This window comes from Streptomyces sp. NBC_01197, from assembly GCF_036010505.1.
GTDB lineage: Bacteria > Actinomycetota > Actinomycetes > Streptomycetales > Streptomycetaceae > Streptomyces.
The window spans coordinates 7,165,702-7,192,374 of record NZ_CP108569.1; the positions used below are offsets into that span (position 1 = coordinate 7,165,702).

Genomic DNA, 26,673 nt, shown 5'->3' on the forward strand with positions numbered 1-26,673 from the left:
GGAGCTCTTCGTCCAGCGGGCTTGCACTCGACCCGGCGCACTGCGGGGGAGCAGCCGGGAACCGCCGTGCCGGGACTCGGTGGCGGCCCCGGCACGGCGGGCTTTGACTAAGGGCTGTCCCGCAATTCCCGGCGGGCGCGCGACGACAGCTACGGCACCTCGCCGCGTTGTCGGAACGTCCACATACATCCAGTATGCGGACGTCCCTTCCCCTTGCGATGCACCGCATCTGACGCCGCGCGCTGATCCACCAGGAATTGCGGGACAGCCCTTAGCTTGACTCTGTCGGGGATCTTGGACCTGTCGAGGTCAGGTGCCCAGAGTTCGCCAGGATTTCGGTCGGGGTAGCTCGCGCTGGTCAAGGTAGTTCTGGAAGGCTGTCGGTCGGCGGGGTGCAGGTGCTTCCTCAGCCGGTGACAGTCCGCTGAGGCGCTCGATGTTGACGGCGATGGCTGTCAGGACGTGCTGGATGTGAGCTTTTCCCTGTCCGCGGTAGCGGCAGCGTCGTATGCCGTGTCCGTGGGCGAACTCGTTGACCGTGCCCTCCACTCCGGAGCGGACCGCGTAGCGGGCTTTCCACTCGGGCGTCTGCTGCTCGGTGCGGACGCGGAGTTGCAGGTCGCGGAGTTCTCGCGAGGGAAAGCCCACGGTGCGGGCGCTGTCGGCGGTGGTGGTGCACTGAGCGCGGGCCGGGCAGGGGCGGCACTGGCTCTTGGTGAACCTGGCCACGATCAGCGGGGCGGCAGAGGGCGAGGAGGTCGGGTAGGGGCCGTGCCAACCTGCGCTGACCTGTCCCTGAGGGCAGGTGACCTGCTGGCGGTCGTAGTCGATGTTGAAGTCGTCCCGGGCGAAGCCCTCATTCTGGCGGTGTTGCCGGGTGGGGTTGCTGTTCAGCGGCCCGGAGACGGTGACCTGGTGTTCACGGGCGGCTTGTTCCAGGTGGGGCAGGGAGGTGTAGCCGCCGTCGACCAGGTGCTCGGCGGGCAGGAGTTCGCGGCGGGCCAGGCGGGTGTGGATGCCGGGCAGGACCTGGCTGTCGTGGGTGGTGGCCGCGGTGGTGGCCACGTCCGTGATCACGTTGGGGCCGTCGGGAGCACAGGTCTCGGTCAGGTGAGCGGCGAACCCCTTCCAGCTGATGATGTGTCCGTGCCGTGCGTAGCGGGCCGAGGTGTCGTAGGGAGAGACGACTGCACGGGACGAGGGCGGCAGCCCGGGGCCGCCTTCCTTCTCGGCGGTGCGCCAGCGCAGGTGTCCTGCGGCGTCACGATGGTAGTTCTGCACCATGATCTGGCGCAGGGCCTGGATACGAGGGCCGGAGATGCGGTCTGCGCCGTGCCGGTAGAGGTGTTCCAGGAGCTGGACGGCGTCGTTCCCGGTGGCGAGGATCCTGGTCTTGGGCTTGGTGGGATTCTTGCCCAGGCGGACCGGTCGGCCGTAACGGCGCCCCCAGTCCTCATCGACCAGCTCGTCCAGCAGATGAGGAGAGATGCCCGCGACTTCTTCCAGTGCGGCGCGGACCGCCTCGGTGATCAGCTCCAGGCGGGTCAGGTCCCGCACCGCGGCCAGGACATGGGTGGAGTCGGTGCGTTGGGTGGTGCGCTCGCGTACCAGGCCGGCCTCTTTGAGACGGGTCAGTGCAAGGTCAAGGAGACGGTCAGCACGGTCGTCTTCAGCGAGACGGTCGCGGAAATCAGTCAGCACGCTGTGGTGGAAGCCGGGGTCGTCCAGGTCCATGGCCATCGCGTACTTGAAGTCGATGCGGCAGCGGACCGCCTCGGCGGCCTGCCGGTCCGAGAGGCCGAGCAGGAACTGCAGCACGCAGACGGTAGCCGGTTGAGCTGGCGAGAGGCCCGGTCGTCCGTCACGCGGGTACCAGTTGGCGAAGTCCTCGTCACACCACAGCCCATCGAGACGGTCACGCACCCATATCGCCGTCGTGCCAACCGGGTTGCTCGCGCGTGCGACCTGCGCGGTCAGAGGCGGTACTTGCTCACCGGAACGGGGGCGAAGGGACAACGGGCACCTCGACAGCTGCATCGGTCGGCGGAACTATCCGAGCATGCCCGTTCACCGCGCTGCCGCACCGCGAAACTCCAAGATCCCCGACAGAGTCAAGCTAAGTGGCTGTTGTCTTTCTGGGCTTGAGGGCTGCGTTTCCGCTGTTCAGGCATGGGGTCGGCGGTCTCGGGGAGTGGTGACGTGTTGAGTCGCCGCTCATGTGGAGGTCGGGATACCGTCGGTCGTGGGGCTGCTGGAACAGCGTGAGCTGACCGCTCGCCGTCGTGTGGACGCGCTGCGGGAGGAGGCGGACCGTATCCAGGCCGGGCTGGTCGTGGCCGAGCGGGAGTGGAACGAGTGGATCATCGCCCGTTCACGCGTCGGCGGTGCTGTCCCCGGGCGAAGGAGACACCGCCGGCCCGGACGCCGCCGAGGAGCCGTCGGATCGCGCTGAACCGCCCGCGCTGCCTGCATCTTCGGAGGCGGCGAAGCCGAAGTCGGTGCTGCCGGTGTGGCGTGCGGGGCTGGCCTGGTCGGCACTGTCGGCGGACTACCAGCGCATCCTGCAGGCTCTCGCGGACCGGCGCCGGCTCGGTCAAGGCCCGCTGCTGAGTCCGCAGGTCAGCGTCTACGTCCAAGACCCGCCGGGGCTCGCCCCGGCGACGAAGAAGAAGTTCGCCCAGGCCCGTGAGGGGCTGGACACGCTTTTCGGGCTGGCGAAGAAGAGCGGGTTCGATCGCATCGGCTTCGGATCGGACATCATCAGCGCGCCGGACACCCTCGCGCGAATCAACGAGGAGTTCGTGCACCGGACCAAGTGGTTCGACCCGGCAGAGGCCCTGCGGCAGGCGACCGGCAACAACGGCCGGATGCTCGGCCTGGCCGGGCCCCGCAACCCCTACCCTGGCACCCTCGGCGTGATCGAGCCCGGCGCCCTTGCCGACGTCCTGCTCATCGACGGCGACCCGCTGGAGGATCCGTCCGTCGTCACCGACCCCGAGCGAAACCTGGTCGTCATCGTGAAGGACGGGCAGGTGTTCAAGAACCTCCTCGACGACAGCAAGTAGGCATTCGTTGGGTCCGGGTCCGCCGGGGCAGTGCTCCGACGGACCCGGACCCATCTCGTCTCCCGCCCCGCGAACCCCTGGAGTCTCCGCCGTGGCCGCCGAGGGGTACCGCGAGCTCGCCGGATCCCTGGCGCAGGCCCATCCCGCACCCTCGACACCCGACGAACTCGCCGCGGTCGCCGTCGCCTACGTACGGTTCGCACTGGAGCACCCGGCCCTGTTCCGGGCGATGTTCGCGGAGCCCTGCGACCCCACCAGCGAGGAGCGGGTCGCCGCGACCGAGGCCATCTCGCAGTACGTCCGCACCATCGTCGGCGCCACCTTCCCCGACGCGGACGCGGGCGCCCTCTCGACCACGGTCTGGGCCCTCGTCCACGGCTTCTTCAGGCGTCGGCGAGGAGGGGGTCATACGGAGTGTTCGTGCGGCGGCCCGACATAAAGGAAAGAAAGTCGCCTACGAAGGGGCTGCGGCCGAGGGTGTCGTTGGTGGTGGCAAGGTCGCGGTGGAAGGCGGTGCGAAAGAGGGTTCGGTACTCGTCGGCGTCGATGGTGCCGCTGCCGTCCTTGTCGGTGGCGTCGAAGAGCACCTCTGCGACGCGGATCAGAGCTGGCCCGGCCAGGGAGGGGACGGCGGCAGCGTACTCGTCGGCGCTGACGCGGCCGTCGCCGTCCGTGTCGAGGGCTGCCTGGAGTTCGCGCCACCAGGCGGCGAAGGCGTCGTAGAGCCGGGTCTCCTCGGGTTCGTCCAGGTCGAGGCGGGTGGCCAGTTCACGGGCCATGGCGGCGAGGTCGGGCCAGTCGAGGTGGCCGTCGCCGGTCTGGTCCAACACTTCGCGGAAGAACTCCTTCGCCGAGCGCCGCCCCTCTTCCGTGCTCGTCGAGGGTGCCGGATCCGTGTCGGGGTCGCCACTCAGCGGTGTGAGGAGGCGAAGAAGGGCCGACGCCCTCTTCACGCGGGCTCGCAGGGCGGTCACGGTCCGGGCGCGGGGGTCGTCGCTGTCGGGTGAGAGGGAGAGGGTCTCGATGATGGTCTCGGCGTTGATCCAGCCCGCGGGCAGGAAGCGGGCCAGGCCGGCAGCGAGGTAGGCGCCCTGCATGAGGGTCGGGGCTCCGGGCATCTCGGGCAGGCCGGCCTGGCGCCGGTAGGGCTCGGGGAGCGAGGCGACGGTGATCGCGCCGAGGAGCGGACCTGCCACGGCGCGGCCGGCCGCCCACAGGGTCGGTGCGCCGTCGAGCAGCGCCGGGGCGGGCAGGTGGTCGAAGAGCCGGTAGAGGATGATGCGGGCCGCCTCGGTGTTCTCCAGCTCGTTTTCGACGACCCGGTCGAAGTATCGCCAGAAGTCGTTCAGGTCCTCGGGGAGTTCCCCTGCGTCGCCGTCGAGCGCGGCGAGAAACGCGCGGTACTCGGCGTACATGTGCTCCATGGTGTCCTGGTCGAGTGGCTGGCCGCTCAGCCGGCACATGGTGACGGCGCTCTCGTAGAGCGTGGCGACCACCCAGGCCCGGGCCGCCCGATCCATGGCGTCGTAGGCGCGGCCGCGGGAGTCGGAGCCGCTCATGCGCGCGTGCAGCCTGTTGAGGCGGGCGGCCTCCCGTTCGCGTACCGCCGGGTCAGCGTCGAACATGCGCCGCATGCTGAGGAAGGTGTTGCGCAGCCGACGCCAGGGATGGGCGACGAAGGTGGAGTTGTCGGCCAGGGCGGCACCGATCTGCGGGTGGGCGGCCTCCAGCACGGTGGCGCGGATCATGGCCAACGCCCAGCGCGGGTCGTCGAAGAAGGCGCGGAACTGTGATTCCGGGCCGAACAGGGGTGCCTCATCGGCTGTCGCGGTGGTTCCGGTCGTCATGACGGGTCTCCGTTCGTCTGGGGCGGCACGCCGCCGAAGCGTCGGTCGCGGCGCCGATAGGCGTGCAGGCAGGCAAGGAAGTCAGGGGCCCGGAAGTCAGGCCAGAGGGCTTGAGGGAAGACCCACTCGGCGTAGGCGACCTGCCAGAGCATGAAGTTGGAGATGCGCTGCTCACCGGAGGTACGGATGACGAGGTCCACGTCGGGGGTGTCGGGAAACGGCAGGTGGTCGGCGAAGAGCCGCTCAGTCACCTCGTCGGCGGGCGTCCCGCTGCGGATCAGTGACCGTGCGGCTTCGACGATGTCCCGGCGTCCGCCGTGGTCGAAGGCGACGGTCAGCGTCATCCCCCGGTTGCCGGCGGTCAGCGTCGCCAGGTCGTCGAAGTCCCGGGCAAGTTCACGGGGAATGCGCGGGTCTGTGACCCCGAGGAAGCGGCAGCGGATGCCGCGGGCGAGCAACAGCGGCGCGTGCTTGCGCACGACCCGGCGGACCAGGCGCATCAGAAATTCGACCTCTGGGCCAGGGCGGTTCCAGTTCTCGGTGGAGAAGGCGTACAGGCTCAGCCACTCGACACCCGCGGTCCGGGCGGCCTCGATAGTGTCGATAACGGTGGTCTCCGCGGCCCGGTGACCCGCCGTGCGAGGAAGTGAACGCCGCTGCGCCCAGCGGCCGTTGCCGTCCATCACGCAGGCGACGTGCCGAGGCACCCCACGCGCTGGGCCGTCTTCCTGCCGTTGGTCGTCGCCGCACTGTCGACCGACCGGCTGGTCCTCCGGCCCCGGGCGTGCGGGCAGGACGCCGTGGTCCGTCACGCCTAGCCCCGTCTCGCCCGGAGCGGCACGGTCGGCCCTAGCGCGCTCGGTCACACCCTCCCCGCCTCCCCATACTCACGCCCCACCGGCGTTTCCCCCAGGAGTCTGTCGGGTGCGAACGGGTCCTGACCGGCCAAACGGGTGGCCGTCATCCTTGGCTCGTATGCCCGATTCCTCGTTCCAGCATTGGTAGCATCCTCCGATGACCCGATCGACAACCTCGTCCGCCTCTGCGGCCGCACCAAGCTGCCGTCGCCCCGTGGACGGGGTGTGGGCCGAACACGCCCTCGGCGTGCGTGATCTAGCTATCGGCGTGGTTGATGTCGCGTGCCGGACGGCAGCGGGAGCGGTCCGGGGTCTCCGGCTGCTGTCGCGCGCTCGGTCGCGGTTCGGGTCCATAGCGCGGTGAATGTCATTGCCAGATCCCACAGATGGTGAAGAAGCACGTTCATCACCATCGGGTCGGGGGTGCGCAGATGCCGGTACAGAGCGCCCCTGACTGCCCGAGCGGCTAACCCGCGCGCAGACCCCCGTCCAAGCGGCACTCGACGCGCGGGTTGCAGCGCGACCGCATGCAAGAATCCGCGAACCCGTGTGATTCCTCCTGCACGGAGTCGAAGCAGCCGGGGGACGACGCCGCCCCGCGGCCGCTACGTGGGTGCAGCAGACCGACTGCGGCGCCCCGGCACGAAGAGCTGACGGCCGACGGCCAGGTCCACGTTTGCTACGCGCCTGCCCGGGGCGCCGTACTTCGCCGACGCCCCCGCTACAACCGATCTGCTCCTGAGACCCTGCCTGTTCCTGAACCTGAAATTCGCGGACCGGTCACTTTGGCCATTCTCGAACGGAGACCAAGAGCCGGGGCTGGGCTCAGAAGCGAGACACTCGACTCAGCCTTCGGGGGTGGACTCGGTGTGCCAGTTGTCCGGGGAGACCCCCTGCGGGGCGATGTCCTGATACTGGTTCCCCGGCACGGCCGTCGCGACATCCGAGGTGGACCAGGCGTGCTGCGAGCCAATGGACGTAAAGGACGTGGCGGCGAGCGCGCCACCGGCAAGCAGAGCCGTAACAGTCAGGGCCGCAATCTTGTTGCCCATGGTATGACTCCTCCCTGCTCGCCCGGACCGTCCGGCAAGCTTCGACAAGCTTCGACAACTCTGATGTAGGCGGATAAACAGATGCTCGACGCCTCATTGATGTTCCGGCCTCACCACCACAAGCGGAACGACACCGCCAGGGTGAGCATCCCCGCACCCCGCAGAACGCAGCTGCTGGACTGTGCCCCGGCGCAGATCGGGCCATGTGCGCGCTGCCGTGAAAACTGCTGCCGCTACGGCATTGGGGCCCGCACGCTCTGCGACTCGTGCTGGGAGGCCGTGGAGGCCAACAGGCGGCAGCCGACGGCCTCCTGAGCGGACCCAGCACCACCGATGGCACGCCGCCGTACCCGTCGCTGTCGGCGGGCCGCTGCCTGCACCGCGTTACGCGATCCATTCCGGCGGCGGCTGCGCGGCACGTTCCTGCCGCCATCGCTCCTCCGCCTCGGTGCGCTCCACTTCTGCGATGGAGCTGCCGCGTGGCGTGCCACGTTCGCAGTGTGCGGAGACGTAGAAGGTCGGGCGGCAGATCGTACCTAGATTCGATTCTACGCGATGCACATGTGCGCGATATGTTCGTTGAATGAGCGGCAATTGAGCGGTTCGTAAGGTAGGTTGGGGCTCAGGAGGTGTTCCATGTCTGAGTTGTTCGATGCTGTCGATGCGTTGGTCGCGTCCGCGTCTGCGCTCCCGCCGCCGGAGGAGCGCAAGCGTTTGCGTGTGGCGCACGGTCTGACGCTGGAGCAGGTGGCGGGTGCGCTGAAGGTGCGCCGCGCGACCGTCAGCGTCTGGGAGTCCAGCAAAAACAAGACGGAGCCGCGGGGTCCGGAGCGTGAGGCGTACGCGCGGTTGCTCAGGCAGCTCGCGGAGCTCTACCCCGCGCCGGCGGCCACCGCCGCACCCGGACAGGACACCGTGGTGCCCGAGACGTTCACCGGCCCCTCCGCGCCCGCTCCCCGCGAAGCCGGGGCCACCGATCTGTCCCCGGAGTCGGGTTCGGTGCCGGAGACTGCGGCTCTGGCCGACGCGCCGGATGTCCAGCAGCGTCCCGTCCGCGCTCCCGCCTCCCGTACGACTGCCGCCACCAGGGGGCCGTCGGCGTCGCGGCGTCCGGCTGCGAAGAAGGCCACGGCCAAACCCGCCGCCGCCCCGGCCAGTGTCGATCCGCGTTTCGCAAACGGGCCGCTCGCGGTCGTCGACATCGACGCTGACGGGCAGGTGCTGGCGTACTGCGTCGGCGGCCTGGTCCTGGACGTGCCCGCCAAGTCCATGCCGGCCCTGGTCGACTGGACCCTGCGCGAGGCCAAGTTGGGCGCGCCGAAGCTGGCCGGGCCGGGCAAGGACGCCGACCCGCTGCTGGTGCTCACCGAAGCTGCGCTGGAGCGCTATGGCCTCCCCGTCGCCCTCACGGAGGAGGAGCGGATCGCCGGGCGGATTCCCGAGGGCCACAAGATCGTCAAGCAGCTGGCCCGCGCGGAGTGGAAGCTGACGAAGCGCGGGTTCGGGCCATGGGCACGGATCTACCGCCCCGCTACCGGCTCGGAGCGGGCCTGCGTCCAGCTGTGTATCCCGTCGTGGAACGCGCTGGACACCCGGCACTGGGACACCGCCGGCCAGCTGCCGCCGGCGGAGCTCGCCCGGCTGCTGGGGACGTACGCGTCGAGGGTGATGACGCCGCGCGGCTCGACCGCCGTCACCGGCCTGGAACTCATGACGGCCCTGCACCCGCCGACCCGCGCTTCCGAACCGGACGTCGACGGCAAGCGGCACTCCGAGCACAATCCGGGCTCGCTGGGGAAGGAGCCGGTGGACTGCGCGCCGTGCGAAGCCCCGGACGGGCACCCGCTCCTGGCTGACCTGCCGCGCTTCCACGTCCGCGGCCCGGCAGAGAAACTCTTCGAGGAGGCGTACGACTGGGCGCGCCCGCTCACCGACGCCGAATGCATGCACCGCAACCTCGTGGGCCTGGACGTGAACATGGCCTTCGCCGCCGGTGCCAACGGGCTCATCGTCGGCCTCGGCGAGCCCGCGTACGTCAAGCAGCCGGTGTTCGACCCGAAGCTCCCGGGGAGCTGGCTGGTGGACCTCTCGCACGTCGATCTGTCCCGGGTGAAGGCCGGTAAGGACACGTGGGCGGAGCTGGACGCGAGTCTGCTGCCCAGCCCGTTCACGCCGAAGGGCGAGCGTCCCGAGGGCCCGGCCTGGTATGCGACGCCGACCGTGGCGTACGCGGTGGAGCTGGGCTACGACGTCGCGCCGGTCGAGGCGTACGTCCGGCGTGAGAACGGCCGCTATCTGGACGGCTGGTACACGCGGCTGCGCGACGCCTACCTCGCCACCATGGCCGACCTCGGTGTGGCAGCGGACCTGTCGCCGGAGGAGTTCCTGGCGGCGATGGACGGCTACCGCGGCCGCGACCCGGAGCTCGCGATCGTGGTGTCCGCGGTCAAGGCGACGGTCAAGGGCGGCCTGGGGAAGCTGCGTGAGCGGCCGAGGGGCGAGGGCTGGCGGCCCGGCCAGCCGTGGCGGGCGCTCTCCCGTCCGACGTGGCGGCCGGACATCCGGGCGGCGGTCATCTCCCGTACGCGGGTCAACCTGCACCGCAAGATCGTCAAGCACGCGGCGTTCACCGGCCAGTACCCCGTCGCGGTCAACTCCGACTGCGTCGTCTACGCGGTTGACGGCGAGAGCCCGCTGGACTTCCTGCCCTACCGGGAGGGCAAGCCCCTGCCGGGCGGCTTCAAGCTCGGGGTGAACCCGGGGCTGGTGAAGCACGAGGGAACGCAGACCACGTTGTGGGGCGAGGGCGTCAGGGAGCAGTTCCAGGCCCCCGGGCTCAACCTCGCCCGCTACATCAAGGACGGCACCGTCACCGACAAAGACAACGGGGAGTAGGTAGGCGATGGCCAAGGAGTTCGGACACGGCCTCAACCAAGCGGTGCAGAAGGCGTTCACCCGCCCCGCACCGAAGGCAGCCGGCGCGCAGATGCGGTACCTGGTCAAGCAGCTCAAGGGCACCAAGGCGGTCGCACAGATGCTGCGGATCTCCCAGCGCACCGTCGAGCGGTACGTGAAGAACCAGATCAAAAAACCCCGCCCGGACCTCGCCGCCCGGCTGGAGACCGAGGTGAAGGCCCGGTGGCAGCCGCAGATCCGGGCCAAGGCGAGGGAGAAGGCGGCGACGACCGGCGGCATCGTCATCGACGTCCATGCCCGCTTCGGCTACACCGCGCCGATCGGGACAACGGACCAGGACCGTGTCCGGCACCTCACCGTGGCCCTCCCGCCGCAGCATGCAGCCCGTCTCTTCGAGGCTCAGCAGCAGGGCGAAGGCGATGACCGGCTGCGCGAACTCACCGCCGAAGCACTCAAGGAGGTGTACTTCCAGGACGACGGCCGCCGCGCAGGCTCCCTGGACGAAGTACAGATCAACGACGTGCTGGACCTGGAGTTCGAGCTGTAGAGGCCAGCCGTACCCCCCGAAGAGTCTCCGAGCTGTGCCTGAGCGCCGAGCTTCAGTCCATTCCCCATCAGCCATGTGACGTGCTCGCTGAAGCCTTCCTGGTCAGCGACCCGGGGTCTGCGCCTGTACGAGCAGACGACGCACTGTCCGAAGCCGACCCGGCCCCACGTGTCCAAACCCTGGGCGCAGAAGGTCTCGTATCCACACACCGGGCACTCCTCGAAATCGTGACCGTCAGGATTGTGCTTGGGGTGGTATTCGTTGGGGTTCTCGGCGGACTCTGCACGGCGCTCGGCTTCTTCATCACCGATAAGTTCTAGTAGAGCGCGTGCCTAATCAGCCGACCGCGCGTCCCCGTCCTGAGCCTGTTCGGCATCGCGGTCAGACTGGGCCTCGAGGACAGTCTCAGGGTGGGGTGGTGATCGAGAGCAAGCAGGGCTTGGACGTGACGGTGCTGCAAGCGCCCCGCTCCGCTTCCATGGCGGCCCGACCGCTGACGTCGAGGGCATCAGTCAGGAGGTCAACGTCGATCCGGGTGTCCCAGAAGCCTTCGGGCAGGCAGGTTTCCGCCTCCCTCCGGGAGCGGGCGTCGGAATCGCGATTGGGTATAACGCACAGGCCGTTGCGGGGTTGGGACGAATCTTTTCGGCGATCACCTCCAACAGACCTTTCGCAGAGTGCACGCGGCCCTTCCTATTCGCTTCCTCCCCTGGCCACTCCGCTGCGACGATCACGGCCAGGGCGTTCGACAGCGCCTGGTCGTAGATTCCTTCGTGGCCGGTCTCGGTCTCCGCAGACAGATCGACGCTGATGACCGCGGAATATGGGTCCGCGTCGCTCTCCTGCCGGAGTGCGTTGAGCATCATCACCAGACACTGACCGAAGTATTCGGCCCGGCTAACGTTCGGAAAGTCGTTACCGACTGCATGCGCACATCATCCATCCTCCAGACACAGCGACGAGGACCAGCCGAGGCGCTCCACTCGCAAACCGAAGCGCTCAGTCACACGAGACTCCATACGCGAATGCCCATCACGCGCGGGCAGGGGTGGAGTGGGGGTGCCGATTCTTGCTCGCGGTCGAGCACCCGCCCCCCATTGCCCGGGCTGCTGTGTGAGGAGCGTGCCCGGGGGCATGTCGTTCTTACGGGTTGGCTCTTCGTTGGTCGACTGGTCGCCGGTGGGCCAGTGGGCGTGGTCGCCTCGGTGAGGGAACTCCGTGTTCAGGAAGAGGATCCCGGGCCAGCCCGGCATGAGAGCACAGCAGTACCCGGCGAAGCCAGTCGGCATATCGCTCATGCTGCAGAAACCTTCGCCTTGCGCCAGGCCTGACGGAGCCGGGCGGCAATCGTGCAGTCCATCCCGCCTGAGCGGCACTCGCAGCAGCCGGGTGAGCCGTTGCGGCCTGTGGTGTGGTCGAGGATGTTCTGGAATGCCCGCTGTACCGGCGTCAACTCGGTAACCAGCACCGTCTGCGCATGACTGAGTCCGGTGTCGTCCCGCGGCTGGGCGGGCTGCTCTTGAGCCTCGGTCATGACGTCCCCATCGCTCTCGGTGATCTGCAGTGTGAACCGCCCCGGGTTCGATAGAGATCTCAGATTATGGTTGTGACCTGGGGTTTCGTGGATTCCATGTAGTGGCTGGCTTCGTACTCGACGGGCGGAACGTGCCCTATCTCACCGTGGAGCCGGCGGTGGTTGTACCAGTCGACCCATTCTGCGGTGGCCAACTCGACCTGGGAGAGAGACTTCCAGGGCCGTCGGGGCTTGATCAGCTCGGTCTTGTACAGGCCGATCGTGCTCTCCATCAGGGCATTGTCGTAGGCGTCGCCGACCGATCCGATCGAGGCGGCGATGCCGGCGGCGTCCAGATGCTCGGCGACCCGGAAACTCGTATATTGCGACCCGGCATCCGAGTGGTGGATCAACTCGCCTGGCTGAACGGGGTGTTGGTCGCGGTCACGTTGCCACACGGCCATCTGCAGGGCGTCCAGGACGAAGACCGTTTCCTTCACGGTGGCCGCGGACCAGCCGACGATCCGGCGGGAGAACGTGTCCACGACGAAGGCGACGTAGACGACTCCGGCCCAGGTCTTCACGTGGGTGAAGTCCGCGACCCAGCAGCGGTTCGGGGCGGCAGCGACGAAGTCGCGGTCCAGCAGGTCCGGCGCCCGTTCTGCCGGCCCGCCGGGCAGCGTGGTGATCACCTTCTTGCCGCGGACGGCGCCGGTGATGCCGAGTTCGCGCATCAGGCGTTCGACGGTGCAGCGGGCCACGGCATGTCCCTGCCGGTTCAGTTCGCGCCAGATCTTCCGGGCCCCGTAGACGCGGTAGTTGGACGTGTGGACCTCTTGGATGCGCTCTTTGAGCTCCTCGTCGCGCACGGAACGGGCGGAGGGAGCTTCGAGGCGTTTCTTGTGGGCGTAGTAGGTGGAAGGGGCGATCTTGCAGTCGTGCTCGGTGAGCGTCCTGCAGATCGGCTCGACGCCGCCGAAGCGGTCCCGGTGCTCGTCGATGAACGCTACGAGCGTGTGTGTGGCCGGCCGAGCTCGGCCGCGAAGAAACTCGCCGCGGCCTTCAGGATCTCGTTGGCCCGCTTCAGTTCGGCGTTCTCCTTCTTCAACGCCTTGAGCTGGGCGGACTCCTCCGTCGTCGTCCCCGGACGTGTCCCCGCATCGATCTCGTGCTGCTTCACCCAGTTCCGGAGCGTCTCGCGGGAGCCGATGCCGAGCTTCTCGGCCACCGCCTGCAGGGCGGCCGTCTCGTTCGGGTAGTCGTCGCCTACCTCGGCGACCATGCGCACCGCGCGACGGCGGAGCTCAAGCGGGTAACGAGAAGGTCGTGCCATGACTCGATCCTTACATGAAATCGAGTCTCCATTCGAACCGGGGCGGTTCAGTCGCGGATGGGGGAGATGTCGGCGCTGGTCTCAGCGCGCGTGATCCAGTTGATGCTCACGATGGATGGAGATCCGTTTCATGGTTGGTCCGTATCGGTGTTGCCTCGCGAGCTCACGCTCCCAGCGAGGCTGAACCAGCTGAGGTCAGGCCACAGCCCGGGACGTGAGGGTGGTCCGGGCAGAGCACATGGCAGTGGCCTTGAGCGCGGTCATCAACCTCACCTCCCAACCTTCTCGACCTGGATCGGACACGAACGCCGAATACCGTATCGCTCGGCCGAATTCGACCGTTCACGCACCAGTGCGTCAGGTCGGCTTCAGGGGCACGCGGATGACGGGCTCGAACGGGCGCTTGTTGAAACCGCTGCGTACGTTGCGGCAGTTCGGCGCCTCGCACATGAAGAACTCGTCGACCGTCCTCCGGCCGGTGCGGTTCTTGAGCCAGGTTTTCTCGTTCCCGGTGAGGGGGCGGTGCTCTTCGTCGGAGCCGCAGGTGAAGCAGTACATCGTGCCCGATCGCATGAAACCTCCTGAAACAGGCGGACAGGCCGAACGTCGAGCATATGCGGATGTGTTGGGATCATGACAGGGTTCTATCGTCCGGGAGAGTGGTGTGATGCGAACCGGGGCATCCCGTACGTGGGGGACAGGTAGCCCAGGAGCCCCCGGACCCGGAACAGCGACAGCCGGCAGGCGGCAGGACAACGAGCGGCGGCGGAGCGGCATGAGCGGTGGACCGCGTACGGCGGACGGACCGGACCCCGGCCTTTTCGGCCCCGGATCCGTGACCTGGCAGGCACACGCGGACCCGGTCATGTGGATCGCCGGTGTCCGCGCCCTCTACCTCCAAGCGCTGCACCCCCGCGCGGTCCGCGGCGTCATCCAGAACTCGGACTTCCGCCGGGACGCCTGGGGGCGGCTGCTGCGCACCGCGAGCTTCGTCGGCACCATCACCTACGGCACCGCCGAAGCCGCCGAGCGGGCGGGCGCCCGTGTCCGCCGGATCCACAGCTTCCTCGGCGCCACCGACCCCGCGACCGGCGAGCGGTACGGCGTCGGAGAGCCGGCGCTGCTGCTCTGGGTGCACTGCGCCGAGGTCGACTCGTACCTCAGCGTCCTGCGCCGCTCCGGCTTCCCCGTCAGTGACGCGCAGGCCGACCGCTACATCGACGAGAACCGCGAGAGCGCCCGGCTGGTCGGGCTCGACGCGGCGGAGGTGCCCGCGGACCGGGCCGCACTCGCCGCGTACTTCGAGTCCGTACGCCCCGAACTCGCCGCCACCGCGGAGTCCCGTGAGGTCGACGCGTTCCTGCGCAAGCCCCCCGTTCCCGCCGTTCTCGCTCCGGCGCGCGCGGCGCTCTGGCGGCAGGTGGCTGCTCTCGCGTACGCCGCTCTGCCTCCGTACGCCCATGAGCTCTACGGGAGACCGGCACCCGGCCCGGAGACCGTGGACCGTCGGCTCACCGCCGCCGGCAACGCCCTGCGCTGCATCCCCGGCCGGCTGCGCTGGCAGCTGCCACCTGGCCATATTCTGAGGGCAATGGCGCGCTTGGGCCCGGACACCCGTCCGGCACCGTACAAACTCCGGACACCGGACGCCATACTGGACGGGCCGGGGACGGTGCAGCGAGGCGACGGGGGCGACAGCACGAGATGGCGGACACCAGGCTGATCCACGGCCGGTACCGGCTGCTCGAAACCATCGGGCGCGGCGGCATGGGCGAGGTCTGGCGGGCGCGTGACGAGTCACTGGGCCGCCAGGTCGCCGTCAAATGCCTCAAGCCGCTGGGGCCCCAGCACGACCAGTCATTCACCCGGGTGCTGCGCGAGCGCTTCCGACGCGAGGCGCGGGTCGCGGCTTCGCTGCAGCACCGCGGGGTCACCGTCGTCCATGACTTCGGCGAGTACGAGGGCGTCCTCTACCTCGTCATGGAGCTGCTCGACGGCAAGAACCTGAGCCAGCTCCTCGACGCGAACGAGCAGCGGCCGCTGCCGGTACCGGACGTCGTCGACATCGCCCGGCAGGTCGCCTCCGCCCTCGCGTACACGCATGAACAGGGCATCGTCCACCGGGACCTGAAGCCCGCCAACATCATGCGGCTCACCGACGGCACGGTGAAGATCTGCGACTTCGGCATCGCGCGCCTGGGCCACGACATCGGTTTCACCTCCCGGCTCACCGGCACCGGCATCGCCATGGGGACCCCGCACTACATGTCGCCCGAGCAGATCGGCGGCGGGGAGATCGACCACCGCAGCGATCTCTACTCGCTGGGTTGCGTGCTGTACGAAATCGCCACAGGGGCGCCGCCGTTCGACCTCGACGACGCCTGGGCGGTGCTCGTCGGCCACCGGGACACCGTGCCGGAACCGCCGCGCAGCCACCGGTCCGAACTGCCGGAGTTCCTCGACCGGGCGGTCCTCGACCTGCTCGCCAAGACCCCGGACGAGCGCCCGGCGGACGCCAGGGAGTTCGGCCTGCTGCTCGGCCCGGAGACGCCGGCGGCCGGGATGGCCACGCCCGCCGTGCTGGGTCCCGCGCCCGAGCTGCCCCCGCCGCTGCCGCCCTGGACCCGGTCCATGACCACCGGCCACAAGGCCACCGGAACCTGGACGGTCACCTCAACCCCGACCGACCGGGCGACGGCGCTCACCGGCGAGTGGACGACCGCCGGACCCCCGCGCGGAGCCGCGGCCGTCCCCGTGGTGTCCACCGGGCAGCGGCCCACCCCGCCGCCCGGCCAGGTGGCCGCGCTCGCGGGCCGACACAACGCCGGGCTCAGTCTGAGCAGGCTGGGGCGCTGGTCGGAGGCGGGGGAGGTGCACCGGGCGGTGGCGGCCGAGCGTGAGTACGTCCTCGGCCCCGGTCATCCGGACACCCTGGCCAGCCGCTATGAGGTGGGCTTCACGCTGAGCCGCACCGGGCGGGCGGGCGACGCGCTGCAGGAGTTCACGCGGGTCGCCGAAGGCCGGGAGCGGGCCCTGGGCGCCGACCATCCCGAGACGCTCGCCGCCCGGCAGGAGACGGCGTACGTACTGGGGCAACTCGGCCGGCACTTCGATGCGCACCAGGTGTACGCGTCGGTTCTCGCGGCCCGGGAGCGCACTGTCGGGCCTGACCACCCGGACACGCTGCGCTGCCGGCACAACCTCGCCTTCAACCTGAGCAGGCTCGGGCGGCTGGAGGACTCCTACCTGATGGCGTGCGAGGTCGCCGCGGCACGGGCCGCCGTGCTCGGCGCGGCGCATCCGGACACTCTGCTGACCCGGTACGAAGTGGCCTACGTACTCGGCCAGTTGGGCCGCTGGCCGGAGGCGCTGGAGATCTACCGCGAGGTCGCCGCCGCCCGTGAACAGGCGCTGGGCGCCGATCACCCCGACACCCTCGCCACCCGTTACGAGGTGGCCATCAGCCTGGGCCGGCTGGGCCACAGCGCGGAGGCGCTCGAACGGTTCGTCGCGCTGGTCGGCGACCGCACCCGGGTCCAGGGGCCGGCCGACCCGGAAACCCTGCGGGCCCGCCATGGCCTGGGGGTGAACCTGGGCCGTCTCGGCCGGTGGGACGAGGCGCTCGCCGAGGCGCGCGAGATCTGCGCACTGCGCGAACAGGCGCTGGGCGGCGACCACCCGGACACCCTGGTCAGCCGCCGCGAAATCGCTGTCGGGCTGGGCTGGCTGGGCCGCTGGTCGGACGCGCTCACCGTCTACCGGGCGGTCGCCGGGGCCCGGGAGCGGGTGCTCGGCCTCGACCATCCGGACGCGCTGGCCAGCCGTAACGACGAGGCGCACTGCCTGGAGCAGTTGGGCTGCGGGGACGAGGCCGCCGAGCTGTACCGCCAGGTCGCCGCGCGCCGGCAGCAGCGGAGCGCGCCGGGACTCTGAGCCGTCGTGTCCGGGGCCGTGTGGGCCCCGGGGCATGAAGAAGAACAGGACCCTGTCCGGCCCGCGAAGTTCGCGAACAACCTCCGACGATCGCGAACAACATCCGACGATCGCGTAGACCGTGAAGGACCGGACAGGACCCGGGAATCAGGGCCGGCTGTCAGGGCCCGGGGGTCAGGACCCGATCGGGTTGACGAACGTCGCCGGGTGGGTGGCGCCGTCCTGCTTGGTGACAGCGCCTCCGAACGGCCACTTCAGCGCGAACTGGCCCTTCTCGTTGGGCGGGGTGATCCGCACCAGGCCGGGCTGGAAGGTACCCGACCCCGTCTGGGTGGTCGCGCCGAGCGTGATGGTGAAGTCGGTGGTGCCTCCGGGCGACAACGGGATGGTGGTGACCGGCTTCGAGGAGCGCGCCAGCGACCACGTGTCGTCTGACGCCTGGTTGCCGACCATGTCGACGCCGGGGAAGCCGGTCAGCGTGCAGGTGCGCTTGCTGATGTTGGTGAATGCCACCGAGGCCTGTGTCTGGTTCTCGGTCTTCATGTCCGGTACGGCGTCGCCGCCCGTGGCGAAGGCCGCCTTGAGATCGGCGGTGTGGCAACGCGATCCCGCGGAGCTGCCCGACGCCGCTCCCTTCCCGCCGCCGGTGGAGGAGCTCTCCGGGGCCTTCGTTCCGCTGCCGGCCGCAGTGCCGCCGGAGCCCGAATTACCGGAAGCCGAGCTGCTGGAGCTGTCCGAACCGGCGGCCGCTCCCTTGCCCGACGTGGAGCCGTCGGACGAGGCGGCCGATGAGGAGCCCCCCGAGGCCTTGTCGTCAGACGACGACGAACAGGCGGCGGCGCCGAGGCTGAGCGCGGTGACGGCGAGGAGGGCGGCCATCCGGCGGGGCAGTCGGTTCAGTTGTGTGGTCATGAGTGTGGGGCCCCCTGGAATTCGTGAGTACGTGAGCTACGCGTGAGTAATTGATCTATGAACGGATATCACGCCCCGACGGTCAGATCAGTTGCAGGGAGGTGTGAATGCCCGCATGTGACATGGATCTCTGTGAGATCTCTGTGGGCCGGGTGAGCCGGTCGTGTGCTAGAGCTCCCCTGACCCGGTGTCACCCGGCAGGCTCAGTCCGAGGAACGCACCCAGCCGGTCGCCTCGATCCGGGCCGCGTCGGCCGTCCGGGTCTCGTCGAAGACCGTACGGCGGCCGTCCCCGACCACGATGCCGGTGACGTACGCCCCGCGGCCCACGTACAGCTGATCGGTCGTGTAACGCCAGCGCAGCCGCACTTCCTTGCCGCGCCACGCTGCCAGATCCGCGTCCAGCCGGTGCCAGACGCGCCCGGACCAGCCGTCCACCGAGCCCGCCGGATGGGCCTTGGGTCCCTGGCCGTCGGCGGTGGTGGAGAAGGGCACCGGCTGCCAGGCCGCACCGGCGTCCGCCGACGCCTCCAGGAACAGGAAGTCGGCGTGCGGCTCGCTGTCCCACCACACCGAGGCGCCGAGACGCGTCCGTCCGGAGACCGGGACGACGGCGGGCAGGGTCAGGGTGGCCGTCGCCGAACTCGCCATGCCGGAGAACCAGGCCGTACGCCCGTGCGCAGGCCGCACCGGCACCGCGCGCGCCAGGTTGTTGCCCGCCTGGACCCGGGGCGCGCTCCCGGTACGCCAGTTGCGCACCGGGTGGACCGAGTTGCCCAGCATGATCAGGAACGAGTCGGAGGTCGGGTCGAGCACCAGGCTGGTCCCGGTGAACCCGGTGTGGCCCGCGGTGCGCGGAGTGGCCATCGCGCCCATGTACCAGTGCTGGTACAGCTCGAAGCCCAGACCGTGATTGTCCCCGGGGAACGCGGTGTTGAAATCGGTGAACAGCAGATCGACGGAGTCGGGCCGCAGGATGCGGGCGGGCCCGTACGCGCCGCCGTTCAGCAGGGTGCGGGCCAGGACCGCCAGGTCCCAGGCGCAGGAGAAGACTCCGGCGTGACCGGCGACCCCGCCGAAACTGTAGGCGTTCTCGTCGTGCACCTCACCCCAGACCAGCCCGCGGTCGAGGCCCGACCAGGGCGGCCTGGCGTCCTCGGTGGCTGCGATCTCGGGCTTCCAGGTGGCGGGCGGGTTGTAGCGCGTGCGCCGCATCCCGAGCGGTGCGGTGATCCCCTCACGGACCAGCACGTCGAGCGTGCGTCCGGTGATCCGCTCCAGGACCAGCTGCATCGAGATGAGGTTGAGGTCGGAGTAGAGATACGCGGTTCCAGGGGCGTTGATCGGCGCCTCGTTCCACAGCATCCGCAGTCTCCCCTCCCGCGTCGGCTCCTTGTACAGCGCCAGCGTCGCGCGGAAGCCGGACGTGTGCGTGAGGAGCTGGCGGATCGTCATGTCCGCCTTGCCGGCCGCGCCGAACTCGGGGAGGTACGAGGCGACCTTCGCGGTCAGCTCCAGCGCGCCCCGTTCGATCTGCTGCACCGCCACGAGGGACGTGAAGAGTTTGGAGACGGAGGCCAGGTCGTAGAGGGTGTCCCGGTCCGCCGCGATCTGCTGGTCCGCGGGGAACTCGACACCGGTGTCGGACTTCTCGTCGTACGCCGAGTAGCGCACCGCGTGTCCGATCGGCTCGTGCAGTGCCACCGTGCCGCCGCGCCCGGCGAGCAGAACGGCGCCCGCGTACCACGGGTGGGTGGGGGAGGGGCCGAGGAACGCCCTGGCGTCGCTGACCAGTTGCCGCAGTTGGCCCGGCAGCAGACCGGCCTGTCCGGCGGTACCACGCCGGAGGGTCGTACGCCCGGAGCCGGAGCCCGAGTTGGAGCCGGAGTCGGAGCCGGAGCCCGGAACGGCGGCGTCCGCGCCGTGCCCGGCCGGATCCGCAGCCGGTACCCCGGCCGCGGCGGCCGGTCCCAGCGGGAGCGAGGCCAGGGCGAGCGCCCCTCCCAGGGCCAGGATTCCGCCGCCCAGCCGGCGCCGGCTGATGTCCCCGCCCGCTGCGTTGCCGCTCATCTCAGCACTCACTCCCTGAAAGTATCTTTCGGGCCTCGATCGACTGCGGAAACTTTCTTCCATCGATACGGGGGTGTCAACCCTCGCACCGCGTGTCCCCAGCGCTCCAAAGAATCTGACACAGCATCAGGAAACCTCTTCCCTCGGCTGCTCCGCTGGGGCATCCTGCGCCCCATGGAGACGGAGCTGAGCAAGAAACTGGGGATCGAGCACGCAATCTTCGGCTTCACGCCCTTTCCCGCCGTGGCCGCCGCCATCACCCGGGCCGGCGGATTCGGGGTACTCGGAGCGGTTCGCTACACCGCCCCCGACGAACTGGCGCGTGATCTCGACTGGATGCAGGAGCACACCGACGGACTGCCGTACGGCCTCGACGTCGTCATGCCCGCGAAAAAGGTGGAGGGGGTGACGGAGGCCGAGGTCGAGGCGATGATCCCGCAGGGACACCGCCGGTTCGTCGAGGAGACCCTCGCCAAACACGGAGTCCCCGAGTGGCCCGAGGGCGAACCATCCGGCTGGCGGATCACCGGGTGGATGGAACAGGTCGCCCGCAACCAGCTCGACGTCGCCTTCGACTATCCGATCAAACTGCTCGCCAACGCACTCGGCTCCCCGCCCGCCGACGTCATCGAACGCGCCCACCGCCACGACGTCCTGGTCGCGGCGCTGGCCGGCAGCGCCAAGCACGCCCGGCGCCATGCCGAGGCCGGTATCGACATCGTCGTCGCCCAGGGGTACGAGGCGGGCGGCCACACCGGGGACATCGCCTCCATGGTGCTCACCCCCGACGTGGTCGACGCCGTGTCACCGCTGCCGGTCCTGGCCGCCGGCGGGATCGGCAGCGGTGAGCAGATCGCCGCCGGTATCGCGCTCGGCGCCCAGGGCGTCTGGCTCGGCTCGCTCTGGCTCACCACCACCGAGGCCGAGATGCACTCGCGCGCCCTCACCCGGAAGCTCATCGAGGCGGGCTCCGGCGACACCGTGCGCTCCCGCGCGCTCACCGGCAAACCGGCCCGTCAGCTCCGTACCGAATGGACCGACGCCTGGGACGACCCCGCAGGACCCGGCACCCTCCCCATGCCCCTCCAGGGGCTGCTCGTCGCCGACGCGGTCTCCCGGATCCAGAAGTACGAGGTCGCCCCGCTGCTCGGCACCCCGGTGGGGCAGATCGTCGGCCGGATGAACTCCGAACGCGGTGTCCAGGAGGTATTCGACGAGCTGACCCGCGGTTTCGAGCGGGCCGTCGACCGGATCAACCGCATCGCAGGACGGAGTCACTGATGGCAGCGACGGACAGCGGCACCCCCAACGGCTTCTGGGCCCAGGCCACCGCCGACCCCGGCCGCACGGTCGTGATCGCACCCGATGGCGAGGAGTGGACCGCCGGACGGCTGCACACGGCCGTCAACCAGCTGGTGCACGGGCTGCGCGCCGCAGGTCTGGAGCGCGGGGACGCCTTCGCGGTCGTCCTGCCGAACAGCGTCGAGTTCCTCACCGCGTATCTGGCCGCCTCGCAGGCCGGTCTCTATCTGGTCCCGGTCAACCACCACTTCGTCGGGCCTGAGATCGCCTGGATCGTCTCCGACTCCGGGGCCAAGGTCCTCATCGCCCATGAGCGGTTCGCCGAAGCGGCGACGGCGGCGGCGGACGAAGCCGGGCTCCCCGCCACCCAACGGTACGCGGTCGGCGCCATACCGGGCTTCCGTCCCTACGGCGATCTCCCCGGCGGGCAGCCCGGATCCGTACCGGATGACCGCACCCTCGGCTGGGTGATGAACTACACCTCGGGCACCACCGGACGGCCGCGCGGCATCCGCCGCCCGCTGTCCGGCAAGCTGCCGGAGGAGACCTACCTCGGCGGGTTCCTCGGGATCTTCGGGATCAGGCCCTTCGACGGCAACGTTCATCTCGTCTGCTCGCCGCTCTACCACACCGCCGTGCTCCAGTTCGCCGGCGCGGCCCTGCACATCGGCCACCCCCTGGTCCTGATGGACAAGTGGACGCCCGAGGAGATGCTGCGCGCGATCGACGCGCACGGTTGCACGCACACACATATGGTCCCGACCCAGTTCCACCGCCTCCTCGCCCTGCCCGACGAGGTCAAGGAGCGGTACGACGTCACTTCGATGCGCCATGCCATCCATGGCGCCGCGCCCTGCCCCGACCACGTCAAGCGGGCGATGATCGAGTGGTGGGGGCGCTGCGTCGAGGAGTACTACGCGGCCAGCGAGGGCGGCGGTGCCTTCGCCACGGCCGAGGACTGGCTGAAGAAGCCGGGCACCGTCGGCAAGGCCTGGCCCATCAGCGAACTCGCCATCCACGACGACGACGGCAACCGGCTGCCGCCCGGCGAACTCGGCACCGTCTACATGAAGATGTCCACCGGCGGCTTCAGCTACCACAAGGACGAGGCCAAAACGGCGAAGAACCGCATCGGCGACTTCTTCACCGTCGGAGACCTGGGCCTGCTCGACGAGGACGGCTACCTCTTCCTCCGCGACCGCAAGATCGACATGATCATCTCCGGCGGGGTCAACATCTACCCGGCCGAGATCGAGTCCGCCCTGCTCACCCACCCCGCGGTCGCCGACGCCGCCGCCTTCGGGATCCCGCACAGCGACTGGGGCGAAGCGGTCAAGGCCGTCATCGAACCGGCCGACGGCGCCGAGCCCGGCGACGCGCTCGCCGCCGAGATCCTCGCCCACTGCGAGTCCCGGCTGGCCGGGTACAAGCGCCCCAAGAGCGTCGACTTCATCGAGACGATGCCCCGCGACCCCAACGGCAAGCTCTACAAGCGGCGGTTGCGCGAACCGTACTGGGAAGGGCACGAGCGCGCCGTCTGATTCCGCCTGGACCGACGACACCAGCGCAGGTACGTGGGCCGGACCCCGCGACCCGGCCTGATCCGGAAGCGGGGCCCCGGTGCCGGGCGCGCCCGCCGGGCAGCCGCTGATCATCTCTGCCAGCGTGGATCCATGAGAGCGCCGAGCCGGGCCCTGGCGGCACAGTGGACCACCGCGGTCCCCGTGGTCGCTGTCGTGGCCCTGATCCTCAGCTGGGGCCGCGAGCTGCCGGTGTTCGCCGTGGTCCTGGTGGCGCTCTGCCTGGCCGGAGCGGTGCTGGCCGCCGTGCACCACGCCGAGGTGATCGCCCACCGGGTGGGAGAGCCCTTCGGCTCGCTGGTGCTGGCGGTCGCCGTCACCGTCATCGAAGTGGCGCTCATCGTCACCCTGATGGCCGACGGCGGCTCCAAGTACTCCTCACTCGCCCGGGACACCGTCTTCGCCGCGGTGATGATCACCTGCAACGGGATCGTGGGTCTCTCCCTGCTGATCGGCGCCGTACGCCGCGGGGTCGCCGTCTTCAACGCCGAGGGATCGGGCACGGCCCTGTCCGCCGTGGCGGCGCTCGCGACCCTCACCCTGGTCCTGCCGAGGTTCACCAGGAAGCCGGGACCGGAGTTCAGCGGGCCCCAGCTTGCCTTCGCCGCCATCGCGTCACTCTGCCTGTACGGCCTGTTCGTAGCCGTCCAGACGGTGCGTCACCGGGACTACTTCCTGCCCCTCACCCAGCAGGGCGAAATCCAGACCGAGGACGGCCACGCACCACCGCCGGGCCGGCGGGCCGCCCTGCTCAGCCTCGTACTGCTGCTTGTCGCTCTGATCGCCGTGGTGGGTGACGCCAAGGGCATCTCGCCGACCCTGGAGTCGGGCGTCGCGGCGGCAGGGCTGCCCCACGCGGTCGTCGGCGTGGTGATCGCGCTGCTCGTGCTGCTGCCCGAGACGCTCGCGGCGGTACGGGCGGCGCGCCGCGACCGCGTCCAGACCAGCCTCAACCTGGGGCTCGGCTCGGCCATGGCGAGCATCGGGCTGACGATCCCGGCCATCGCGCTGGCCTCGGTCTGGCTCACCGGACCGCTGCTGCTCGGGCTCGGAGCCACCCATATGGTGCTGCTCGCGCTGACCGTGGTGGTCGGCGCCCTGACCATCGTCCCTGGCCGGGCGACCCTGATGCAGGGCGGCATCCACCTGGCGATCTTCGCCGCCTTCGTGTTCCTGGCCGTCAGCCCCTGAGCCGCGGCGCGGAGCTGCCGACCGGGGGTGACGGCCGGCCGCTCGTGATCCTGCGGTTCGCCTGCCCGGTACGCCTCCCTTGACCGGACCCCCGGCGAACCGCAGGATCGCGCCATGACACAGGACCACGCCACGACACACGCCACGACAGGTGTACGCGCCAGCACGGTCGACGGGATCCTGCGCCGCAGCGCGCGGCGGGTGCCAGGGCGTACCGCCGTCCGGTACGGGGACCGCGCCTGGACCTACGCGGCCCTCGACGAGGCCGTCACCACGGCGGCAGCCGTCCTGACCGGGCACGGGCTGTGGACCGGCGACCGGGTCGCCTCCTACGGCAACAACTCGGACGTCTACCTCATCGGCTTCCTCGCCTGCGCCCGTGCCGGGCTGATCCATGTACCGGTGAACCAGAACCTCACCGGTGACGAACTCGCGTACATCCTGGGCCAGTCGGGCAGCGCGCTGGTACTCGCCGACCCCGGCCTCGCCGGCGCCGTACCGGACGGGTTCCCGGTGCTCCTGCTGCGCGGGGGCGACGGATCGCTGCTCACCGCGCTCGGCAATCCGCGGCCTTTCACCCCCGAACGCCCGCCCGGCTCTGAGGACCTGGTGCAGCTGCTCTACACCTCGGGCACCACCGCACTCGCCAAGGGCGCGATGATGACGCACCGGGCACTCGTCCACGAGTACGTCAGCGCCATCACCGCCCTCGGCCTCCAGGAGTCGGACCGGCCGCTGCATTCGCTTCCGCTCTACCACTCGGCCCAGCTGCATGTCTTCCTGCTGCCGTATCTGGCGGTGGGCGCCGAGAACACCATCCTGGACGCCCCGGACGCGGCCGAGGTGTTCGGGCTGGTCGAGGCCGGCCTTGCGGACACGCTCTTCGCGCCGCCCACCGTGTGGATCGGCTTCTCCCACCACCCCGGCTTCGCCACCCGCGATCTGAGCGGTCTCCGCAAGGCGTTCTACGGCGCGTCGATCATGCCGGTGCCCGTCCTGGAGCGGCTCCGGGAGCGGCTGCCCGGTCTGGCCTTCCACAACTGTTTCGGCCAGAGCGAGATCGGCCCGCTCGCCATGGTCCTGGGGCCGGACGAGCACGAGGGGCGGATGGACTCCTGCGGCCGGCCTGTTCTCTTCGTGGAGGCCGCGGTCGTCGACGAGAAGGGCGACGAGGTACCCGACGGCACGGCGGGCGAAGTCGTCTACCGCTCACCGCAGTTGTGCGAGGGCTACTGGGGCAAGCCGGAGGAGACCGCGGAAGCCTTCCGCGACGGGTGGTTCCACTCCGGCGATCTCGCGGTGCGCGACGCGCAGGGGTACTTCACCGTGGTCGACCGGGTGAAGGACGTCATCAACTCCGGAGGCGTGCTGGTCGCCTCACGCCAGGTCGAGGACGCGCTCTACACCCACCCCGGGGTCGCCGAGGCAGCGGTCGTCGGACTGCCCGACGACCGCTGGATCGAGGCGGTCACGGCCGTGGTCGTGGTGTGCGACGAGGTCACCGAGGCCGAACTGCTCGACCACGCCCGCGCGTCCCTCCCGCACTTCAAAGCCCCGAAGCGGGTCCTGTTCGTGGACTCTCTGCCGCGCAACGCCAGCGGGAAGATCCTCAAGCGCGAGTTGCGGGACCGCTTCGCAGATCCACGATCCGTTTGAACTTGCCCACTGTCTGAACTTGCCCGCCGAGCGTTCGAGCGTTCGAGCGTTTTAGGGTCGGGGACTTCACACCGAAGACCGCCGCCGGTCGGTCGCCGCAGGCCTCGGGCTCCACCAGGATCCCGGTCCGGGCGTCGAGGCCGAGGCGCGGTACACCGGTCAGGAACCCCAGCCCCGGGGGTTACTGCTCGGTGATGGGGCCGGGGAGGTCGCGATCTGCATGGAGCTGGAGGCCGAGGTAGGACCACGCCACTCCCGGGCGTCCGTGCGGATCCTCGCGCTGGGCGTGGTGGACGATGTCCAGGCCGTGCGTGTGGGCGAGGTCGATGGTCTCCTCTGCGGAAACGGGGAACATACGGCGGCCCGCCGGGACCGGGCCATGGCGAAGGGAGAGGATCACCCGGCCGCCGGTGGTGAGCAGGCCGGCCAGGCGAATCATGGCCGAGGCACGTTGTCGTTCGTCGAGGTGCATCCAGACCGCGGTCAGCAGGACCAGGTCGAAGCGGTGGCATCGCGCGGTCAGAACGGGCAGTTCCGGCAGCGCGTCGTCGACCCATTCGATCTGCCGGCCGTCGTGGAGGCGCCGGCCCAGCGAGCGCAGCTCGGCGGTGGGTTCGGCAGCGACGACCCGGTGCCCCCTGGCGGCCAGCGCCGCCGCGTCGCGCCCGCTGCCCGCCCCGATGTCCAGCACCGAGCTCGGACAGGAGGGGAACAGGTGCAGCACCTCGCGGTGCACCTCGGCGAAGGTGACGCTCTCGTACTGCTGGGCAAGGGCCCCGGCCGCCTCGCCGTATCCGGCGGTGCTGGCCATGGCCAGCAGTTGCTCGCTCGCTGTCTCGTTGTTCATGGCGCCGGCACCCTACATCTGTTCCGGCCCGGTCACCACGATCACTGGAGCGG

At 69.8% G+C, this 26,673-nt stretch carries 20 protein-coding genes and 2 pseudogenes; 11 read left to right on the forward strand and 11 right to left on the reverse strand.

What is annotated here, in order from left to right; genetic code table 11:
* Window positions 1–309 precede the first annotated feature (309 nt).
* Window positions 310–2,037, reverse strand: a complete 1,728-nt coding sequence (locus tag OG452_RS32915) for an IS1182 family transposase (protein ID WP_327299196.1) — start codon at window positions 2,035–2,037, stop codon at window positions 310–312.
* A 193-nt stretch (window positions 2,038–2,230) separates the two neighbouring features.
* On the opposite strand from OG452_RS32915, the pseudogene OG452_RS32920 reads away from it, so the two are divergent.
* Window positions 2,231–2,624 (forward strand): annotated as a pseudogene (locus OG452_RS32920) (hypothetical protein); the annotation flags it as partial.
* A 511-nt stretch (window positions 2,625–3,135) separates the two neighbouring features.
* Window positions 3,136–3,444: pseudogene (locus OG452_RS32925) on the forward strand (TetR-like C-terminal domain-containing protein); the annotation flags it as partial.
* A 4-nt stretch (window positions 3,445–3,448) separates the two neighbouring features.
* On the opposite strand, the gene OG452_RS32930 reads toward OG452_RS32925, so the two are convergent.
* Complete coding sequence (locus OG452_RS32930) at window positions 3,449–4,912, reverse strand: oxygenase MpaB family protein (protein ID WP_327299197.1); 1,464 nt, start codon at window positions 4,910–4,912, stop codon at window positions 3,449–3,451.
* Window positions 4,909–5,595: a polyprenyl diphosphate synthase gene (gene uppS, locus OG452_RS32935; RefSeq protein WP_327299861.1), complete on the reverse strand. Its 687-nt coding sequence runs from the start codon at window positions 5,593–5,595 to the stop codon at window positions 4,909–4,911. The genes OG452_RS32930 and uppS overlap by 4 nt, the downstream gene beginning before the upstream one ends.
* A 12-nt stretch (window positions 5,596–5,607) precedes the next feature.
* On the opposite strand from uppS, the gene OG452_RS32940 reads away from it, so the two are divergent.
* Window positions 5,608–5,730 (forward strand): hypothetical protein, encoded by a 123-nt coding sequence (locus OG452_RS32940; protein WP_327299198.1) that lies wholly within the window; start codon window positions 5,608–5,610, stop codon window positions 5,728–5,730.
* Between the two features lie 884 nt (window positions 5,731–6,614).
* Here the strand turns inward: OG452_RS32940 and OG452_RS32945 are convergent.
* Entirely contained in the window at window positions 6,615–6,821 is a 207-nt protein-coding gene (locus OG452_RS32945; protein ID WP_327299199.1) for a hypothetical protein, read from the reverse strand.
* Window positions 6,822–7,457: 636 nt separating this feature from the next.
* Here OG452_RS32945 and tap point away from each other — a divergent pair.
* Entirely contained in the window at window positions 7,458–9,716 is a 2,259-nt protein-coding gene (tap, locus tag OG452_RS32950; protein ID WP_327299200.1) for a telomere-associated protein Tap, read from the forward strand.
* A gap of 7 nt (window positions 9,717–9,723) precedes the next feature.
* Entirely contained in the window at window positions 9,724–10,284 is a 561-nt protein-coding gene (gene tpg, locus OG452_RS32955) for a telomere-protecting terminal protein Tpg (protein ID WP_327299201.1), read from the forward strand.
* Between the two features lie 512 nt (window positions 10,285–10,796).
* On the opposite strand, the gene OG452_RS32960 is transcribed toward tpg, so the two are convergent.
* The 4 genes from OG452_RS32960 to OG452_RS32975 form a co-directional block, all read right to left on the reverse strand.
* Window positions 10,797–11,150: a hypothetical protein gene (locus tag OG452_RS32960; RefSeq protein WP_327299202.1), complete on the reverse strand. Its 354-nt coding sequence runs from the start codon at window positions 11,148–11,150 to the stop codon at window positions 10,797–10,799.
* 428 nt (window positions 11,151–11,578) lie between these two features.
* Window positions 11,579–11,818 (reverse strand): hypothetical protein, encoded by a 240-nt coding sequence (locus tag OG452_RS32965; protein ID WP_327299203.1) that lies wholly within the window; start codon window positions 11,816–11,818, stop codon window positions 11,579–11,581.
* Between the two features lie 59 nt (window positions 11,819–11,877).
* Window positions 11,878–13,130, reverse strand: a protein-coding gene (locus OG452_RS32970) for an IS3 family transposase (RefSeq protein WP_327299204.1) whose coding sequence is annotated in 2 segments (ribosomal slippage) — window positions 11,878–12,848 and window positions 12,848–13,130 — 1,254 coding nt in all. Because the reading frame shifts where the segments join, the coding sequence is not laid out codon by codon here.
* Between the two features lie 357 nt (window positions 13,131–13,487).
* Window positions 13,488–13,703: a hypothetical protein gene (locus OG452_RS32975; protein WP_327299205.1), complete on the reverse strand. Its 216-nt coding sequence runs from the start codon at window positions 13,701–13,703 to the stop codon at window positions 13,488–13,490.
* 202 nt (window positions 13,704–13,905) lie between these two features.
* On the opposite strand from OG452_RS32975, the gene OG452_RS32980 reads away from it, so the two are divergent.
* Complete coding sequence (locus OG452_RS32980) at window positions 13,906–14,853, forward strand: oxygenase MpaB family protein (RefSeq protein WP_327299206.1); 948 nt, start codon at window positions 13,906–13,908, stop codon at window positions 14,851–14,853.
* Window positions 14,835–17,063, forward strand: coding sequence for a serine/threonine-protein kinase (locus OG452_RS32985; RefSeq protein ID WP_327299207.1), 2,229 nt, complete (start codon window positions 14,835–14,837; stop codon window positions 17,061–17,063). Before OG452_RS32980 ends, OG452_RS32985 begins: the two co-directional genes overlap by 19 nt.
* Window positions 17,064–17,237: 174 nt before the next feature.
* Here OG452_RS32985 and OG452_RS32990 read toward each other — a convergent pair whose 3' ends face one another.
* Both OG452_RS32990 and OG452_RS32995 read right to left on the reverse strand, forming a co-directional pair.
* Complete coding sequence (locus tag OG452_RS32990; RefSeq protein WP_327299208.1) at window positions 17,238–17,975, reverse strand: DUF4232 domain-containing protein; 738 nt, start codon at window positions 17,973–17,975, stop codon at window positions 17,238–17,240.
* A gap of 203 nt (window positions 17,976–18,178) precedes the next feature.
* A complete protein-coding gene (locus tag OG452_RS32995) occupies window positions 18,179–20,044 on the reverse strand; it encodes a serine hydrolase (RefSeq protein ID WP_327299209.1) in 1,866 nt (621 codons plus the stop codon).
* Between the two features lie 174 nt (window positions 20,045–20,218).
* On the opposite strand from OG452_RS32995, the gene OG452_RS33000 reads away from it, so the two are divergent.
* The 4 genes from OG452_RS33000 (at window position 20,219) to OG452_RS33015 (ending at window position 25,773) form a co-directional block, all read left to right on the forward strand.
* Window positions 20,219–21,325, forward strand: a complete 1,107-nt coding sequence (locus tag OG452_RS33000; protein ID WP_327299210.1) for an NAD(P)H-dependent flavin oxidoreductase — start codon at window positions 20,219–20,221, stop codon at window positions 21,323–21,325.
* On the forward strand, window positions 21,325–22,887 hold the full coding sequence (locus tag OG452_RS33005) for an acyl-CoA synthetase (protein ID WP_327299211.1): 1,563 nt from the start codon (window positions 21,325–21,327) through the stop codon (window positions 22,885–22,887). The genes OG452_RS33000 and OG452_RS33005 overlap by 1 nt, the downstream gene beginning before the upstream one ends.
* 132 nt (window positions 22,888–23,019) lie before the next feature.
* On the forward strand, window positions 23,020–24,117 hold the full coding sequence (locus OG452_RS33010; RefSeq protein ID WP_327299212.1) for a calcium:proton antiporter: 1,098 nt from the start codon (window positions 23,020–23,022) through the stop codon (window positions 24,115–24,117).
* Between the two features lie 114 nt (window positions 24,118–24,231).
* Window positions 24,232–25,773 (forward strand): fatty acyl-CoA synthetase, encoded by a 1,542-nt coding sequence (locus OG452_RS33015; protein ID WP_327299213.1) that lies wholly within the window; start codon window positions 24,232–24,234, stop codon window positions 25,771–25,773.
* A 181-nt stretch (window positions 25,774–25,954) separates the two neighbouring features.
* Here OG452_RS33015 and OG452_RS33020 read toward each other — a convergent pair whose 3' ends face one another.
* Window positions 25,955–26,620 (reverse strand): class I SAM-dependent methyltransferase, encoded by a 666-nt coding sequence (locus OG452_RS33020; RefSeq protein ID WP_327299214.1) that lies wholly within the window; start codon window positions 26,618–26,620, stop codon window positions 25,955–25,957.
* Between the last annotated feature and the right edge of the window lie 53 nt (window positions 26,621–26,673).

Bases quoted from the DNA above. Each gene is read 5' to 3' on its own strand.
- OG452_RS32990 (WP_327299208.1), bottom strand. From the start codon at position 17,975: ATGACCACACAACTGAACCGACTGCCCCGCCGGATGGCCGCCCTCCTC.
- tap (WP_327299200.1), top strand. From the start codon at position 7,458: ATGTCTGAGTTGTTCGATGCTGTCGATGCGTTGGTCGCGTCCGCGTCT.
- OG452_RS32985 (WP_327299207.1), top strand. From the start codon at position 14,835: ATGGCGGACACCAGGCTGATCCACGGCCGGTACCGGCTGCTCGAAACC.
- OG452_RS32995 (WP_327299209.1), bottom strand. From the start codon at position 20,044: ATGAGCGGCAACGCAGCGGGCGGGGACATCAGCCGGCGCCGGCTGGGC.
- OG452_RS33000 (WP_327299210.1), top strand. From the start codon at position 20,219: ATGGAGACGGAGCTGAGCAAGAAACTGGGGATCGAGCACGCAATCTTC.
- OG452_RS32915 (WP_327299196.1), bottom strand. From the start codon at position 2,037: ATGCAGCTGTCGAGGTGCCCGTTGTCCCTTCGCCCCCGTTCCGGTGAG.
- OG452_RS32965 (WP_327299203.1), bottom strand. From the start codon at position 11,818: ATGACCGAGGCTCAAGAGCAGCCCGCCCAGCCGCGGGACGACACCGGA.
- OG452_RS32960 (WP_327299202.1), bottom strand. From the start codon at position 11,150: ATGATGCTCAACGCACTCCGGCAGGAGAGCGACGCGGACCCATATTCC.
- OG452_RS32980 (WP_327299206.1), top strand. From the start codon at position 13,906: ATGAGCGGTGGACCGCGTACGGCGGACGGACCGGACCCCGGCCTTTTC.
- OG452_RS33005 (WP_327299211.1), top strand. From the start codon at position 21,325: ATGGCAGCGACGGACAGCGGCACCCCCAACGGCTTCTGGGCCCAGGCC.
- OG452_RS32975 (WP_327299205.1), bottom strand. From the start codon at position 13,703: ATGCGATCGGGCACGATGTACTGCTTCACCTGCGGCTCCGACGAAGAG.
- OG452_RS32945 (WP_327299199.1), bottom strand. From the start codon at position 6,821: ATGGGCAACAAGATTGCGGCCCTGACTGTTACGGCTCTGCTTGCCGGT.
- OG452_RS33020 (WP_327299214.1), bottom strand. From the start codon at position 26,620: ATGAACAACGAGACAGCGAGCGAGCAACTGCTGGCCATGGCCAGCACC.
- OG452_RS33015 (WP_327299213.1), top strand. From the start codon at position 24,232: ATGACACAGGACCACGCCACGACACACGCCACGACAGGTGTACGCGCC.
- OG452_RS32930 (WP_327299197.1), bottom strand. From the start codon at position 4,912: ATGACGACCGGAACCACCGCGACAGCCGATGAGGCACCCCTGTTCGGC.
- uppS (WP_327299861.1), bottom strand. From the start codon at position 5,595: ATGGACGGCAACGGCCGCTGGGCGCAGCGGCGTTCACTTCCTCGCACG.
- OG452_RS33010 (WP_327299212.1), top strand. From the start codon at position 23,020: ATGAGAGCGCCGAGCCGGGCCCTGGCGGCACAGTGGACCACCGCGGTC.
- tpg (WP_327299201.1), top strand. From the start codon at position 9,724: ATGGCCAAGGAGTTCGGACACGGCCTCAACCAAGCGGTGCAGAAGGCG.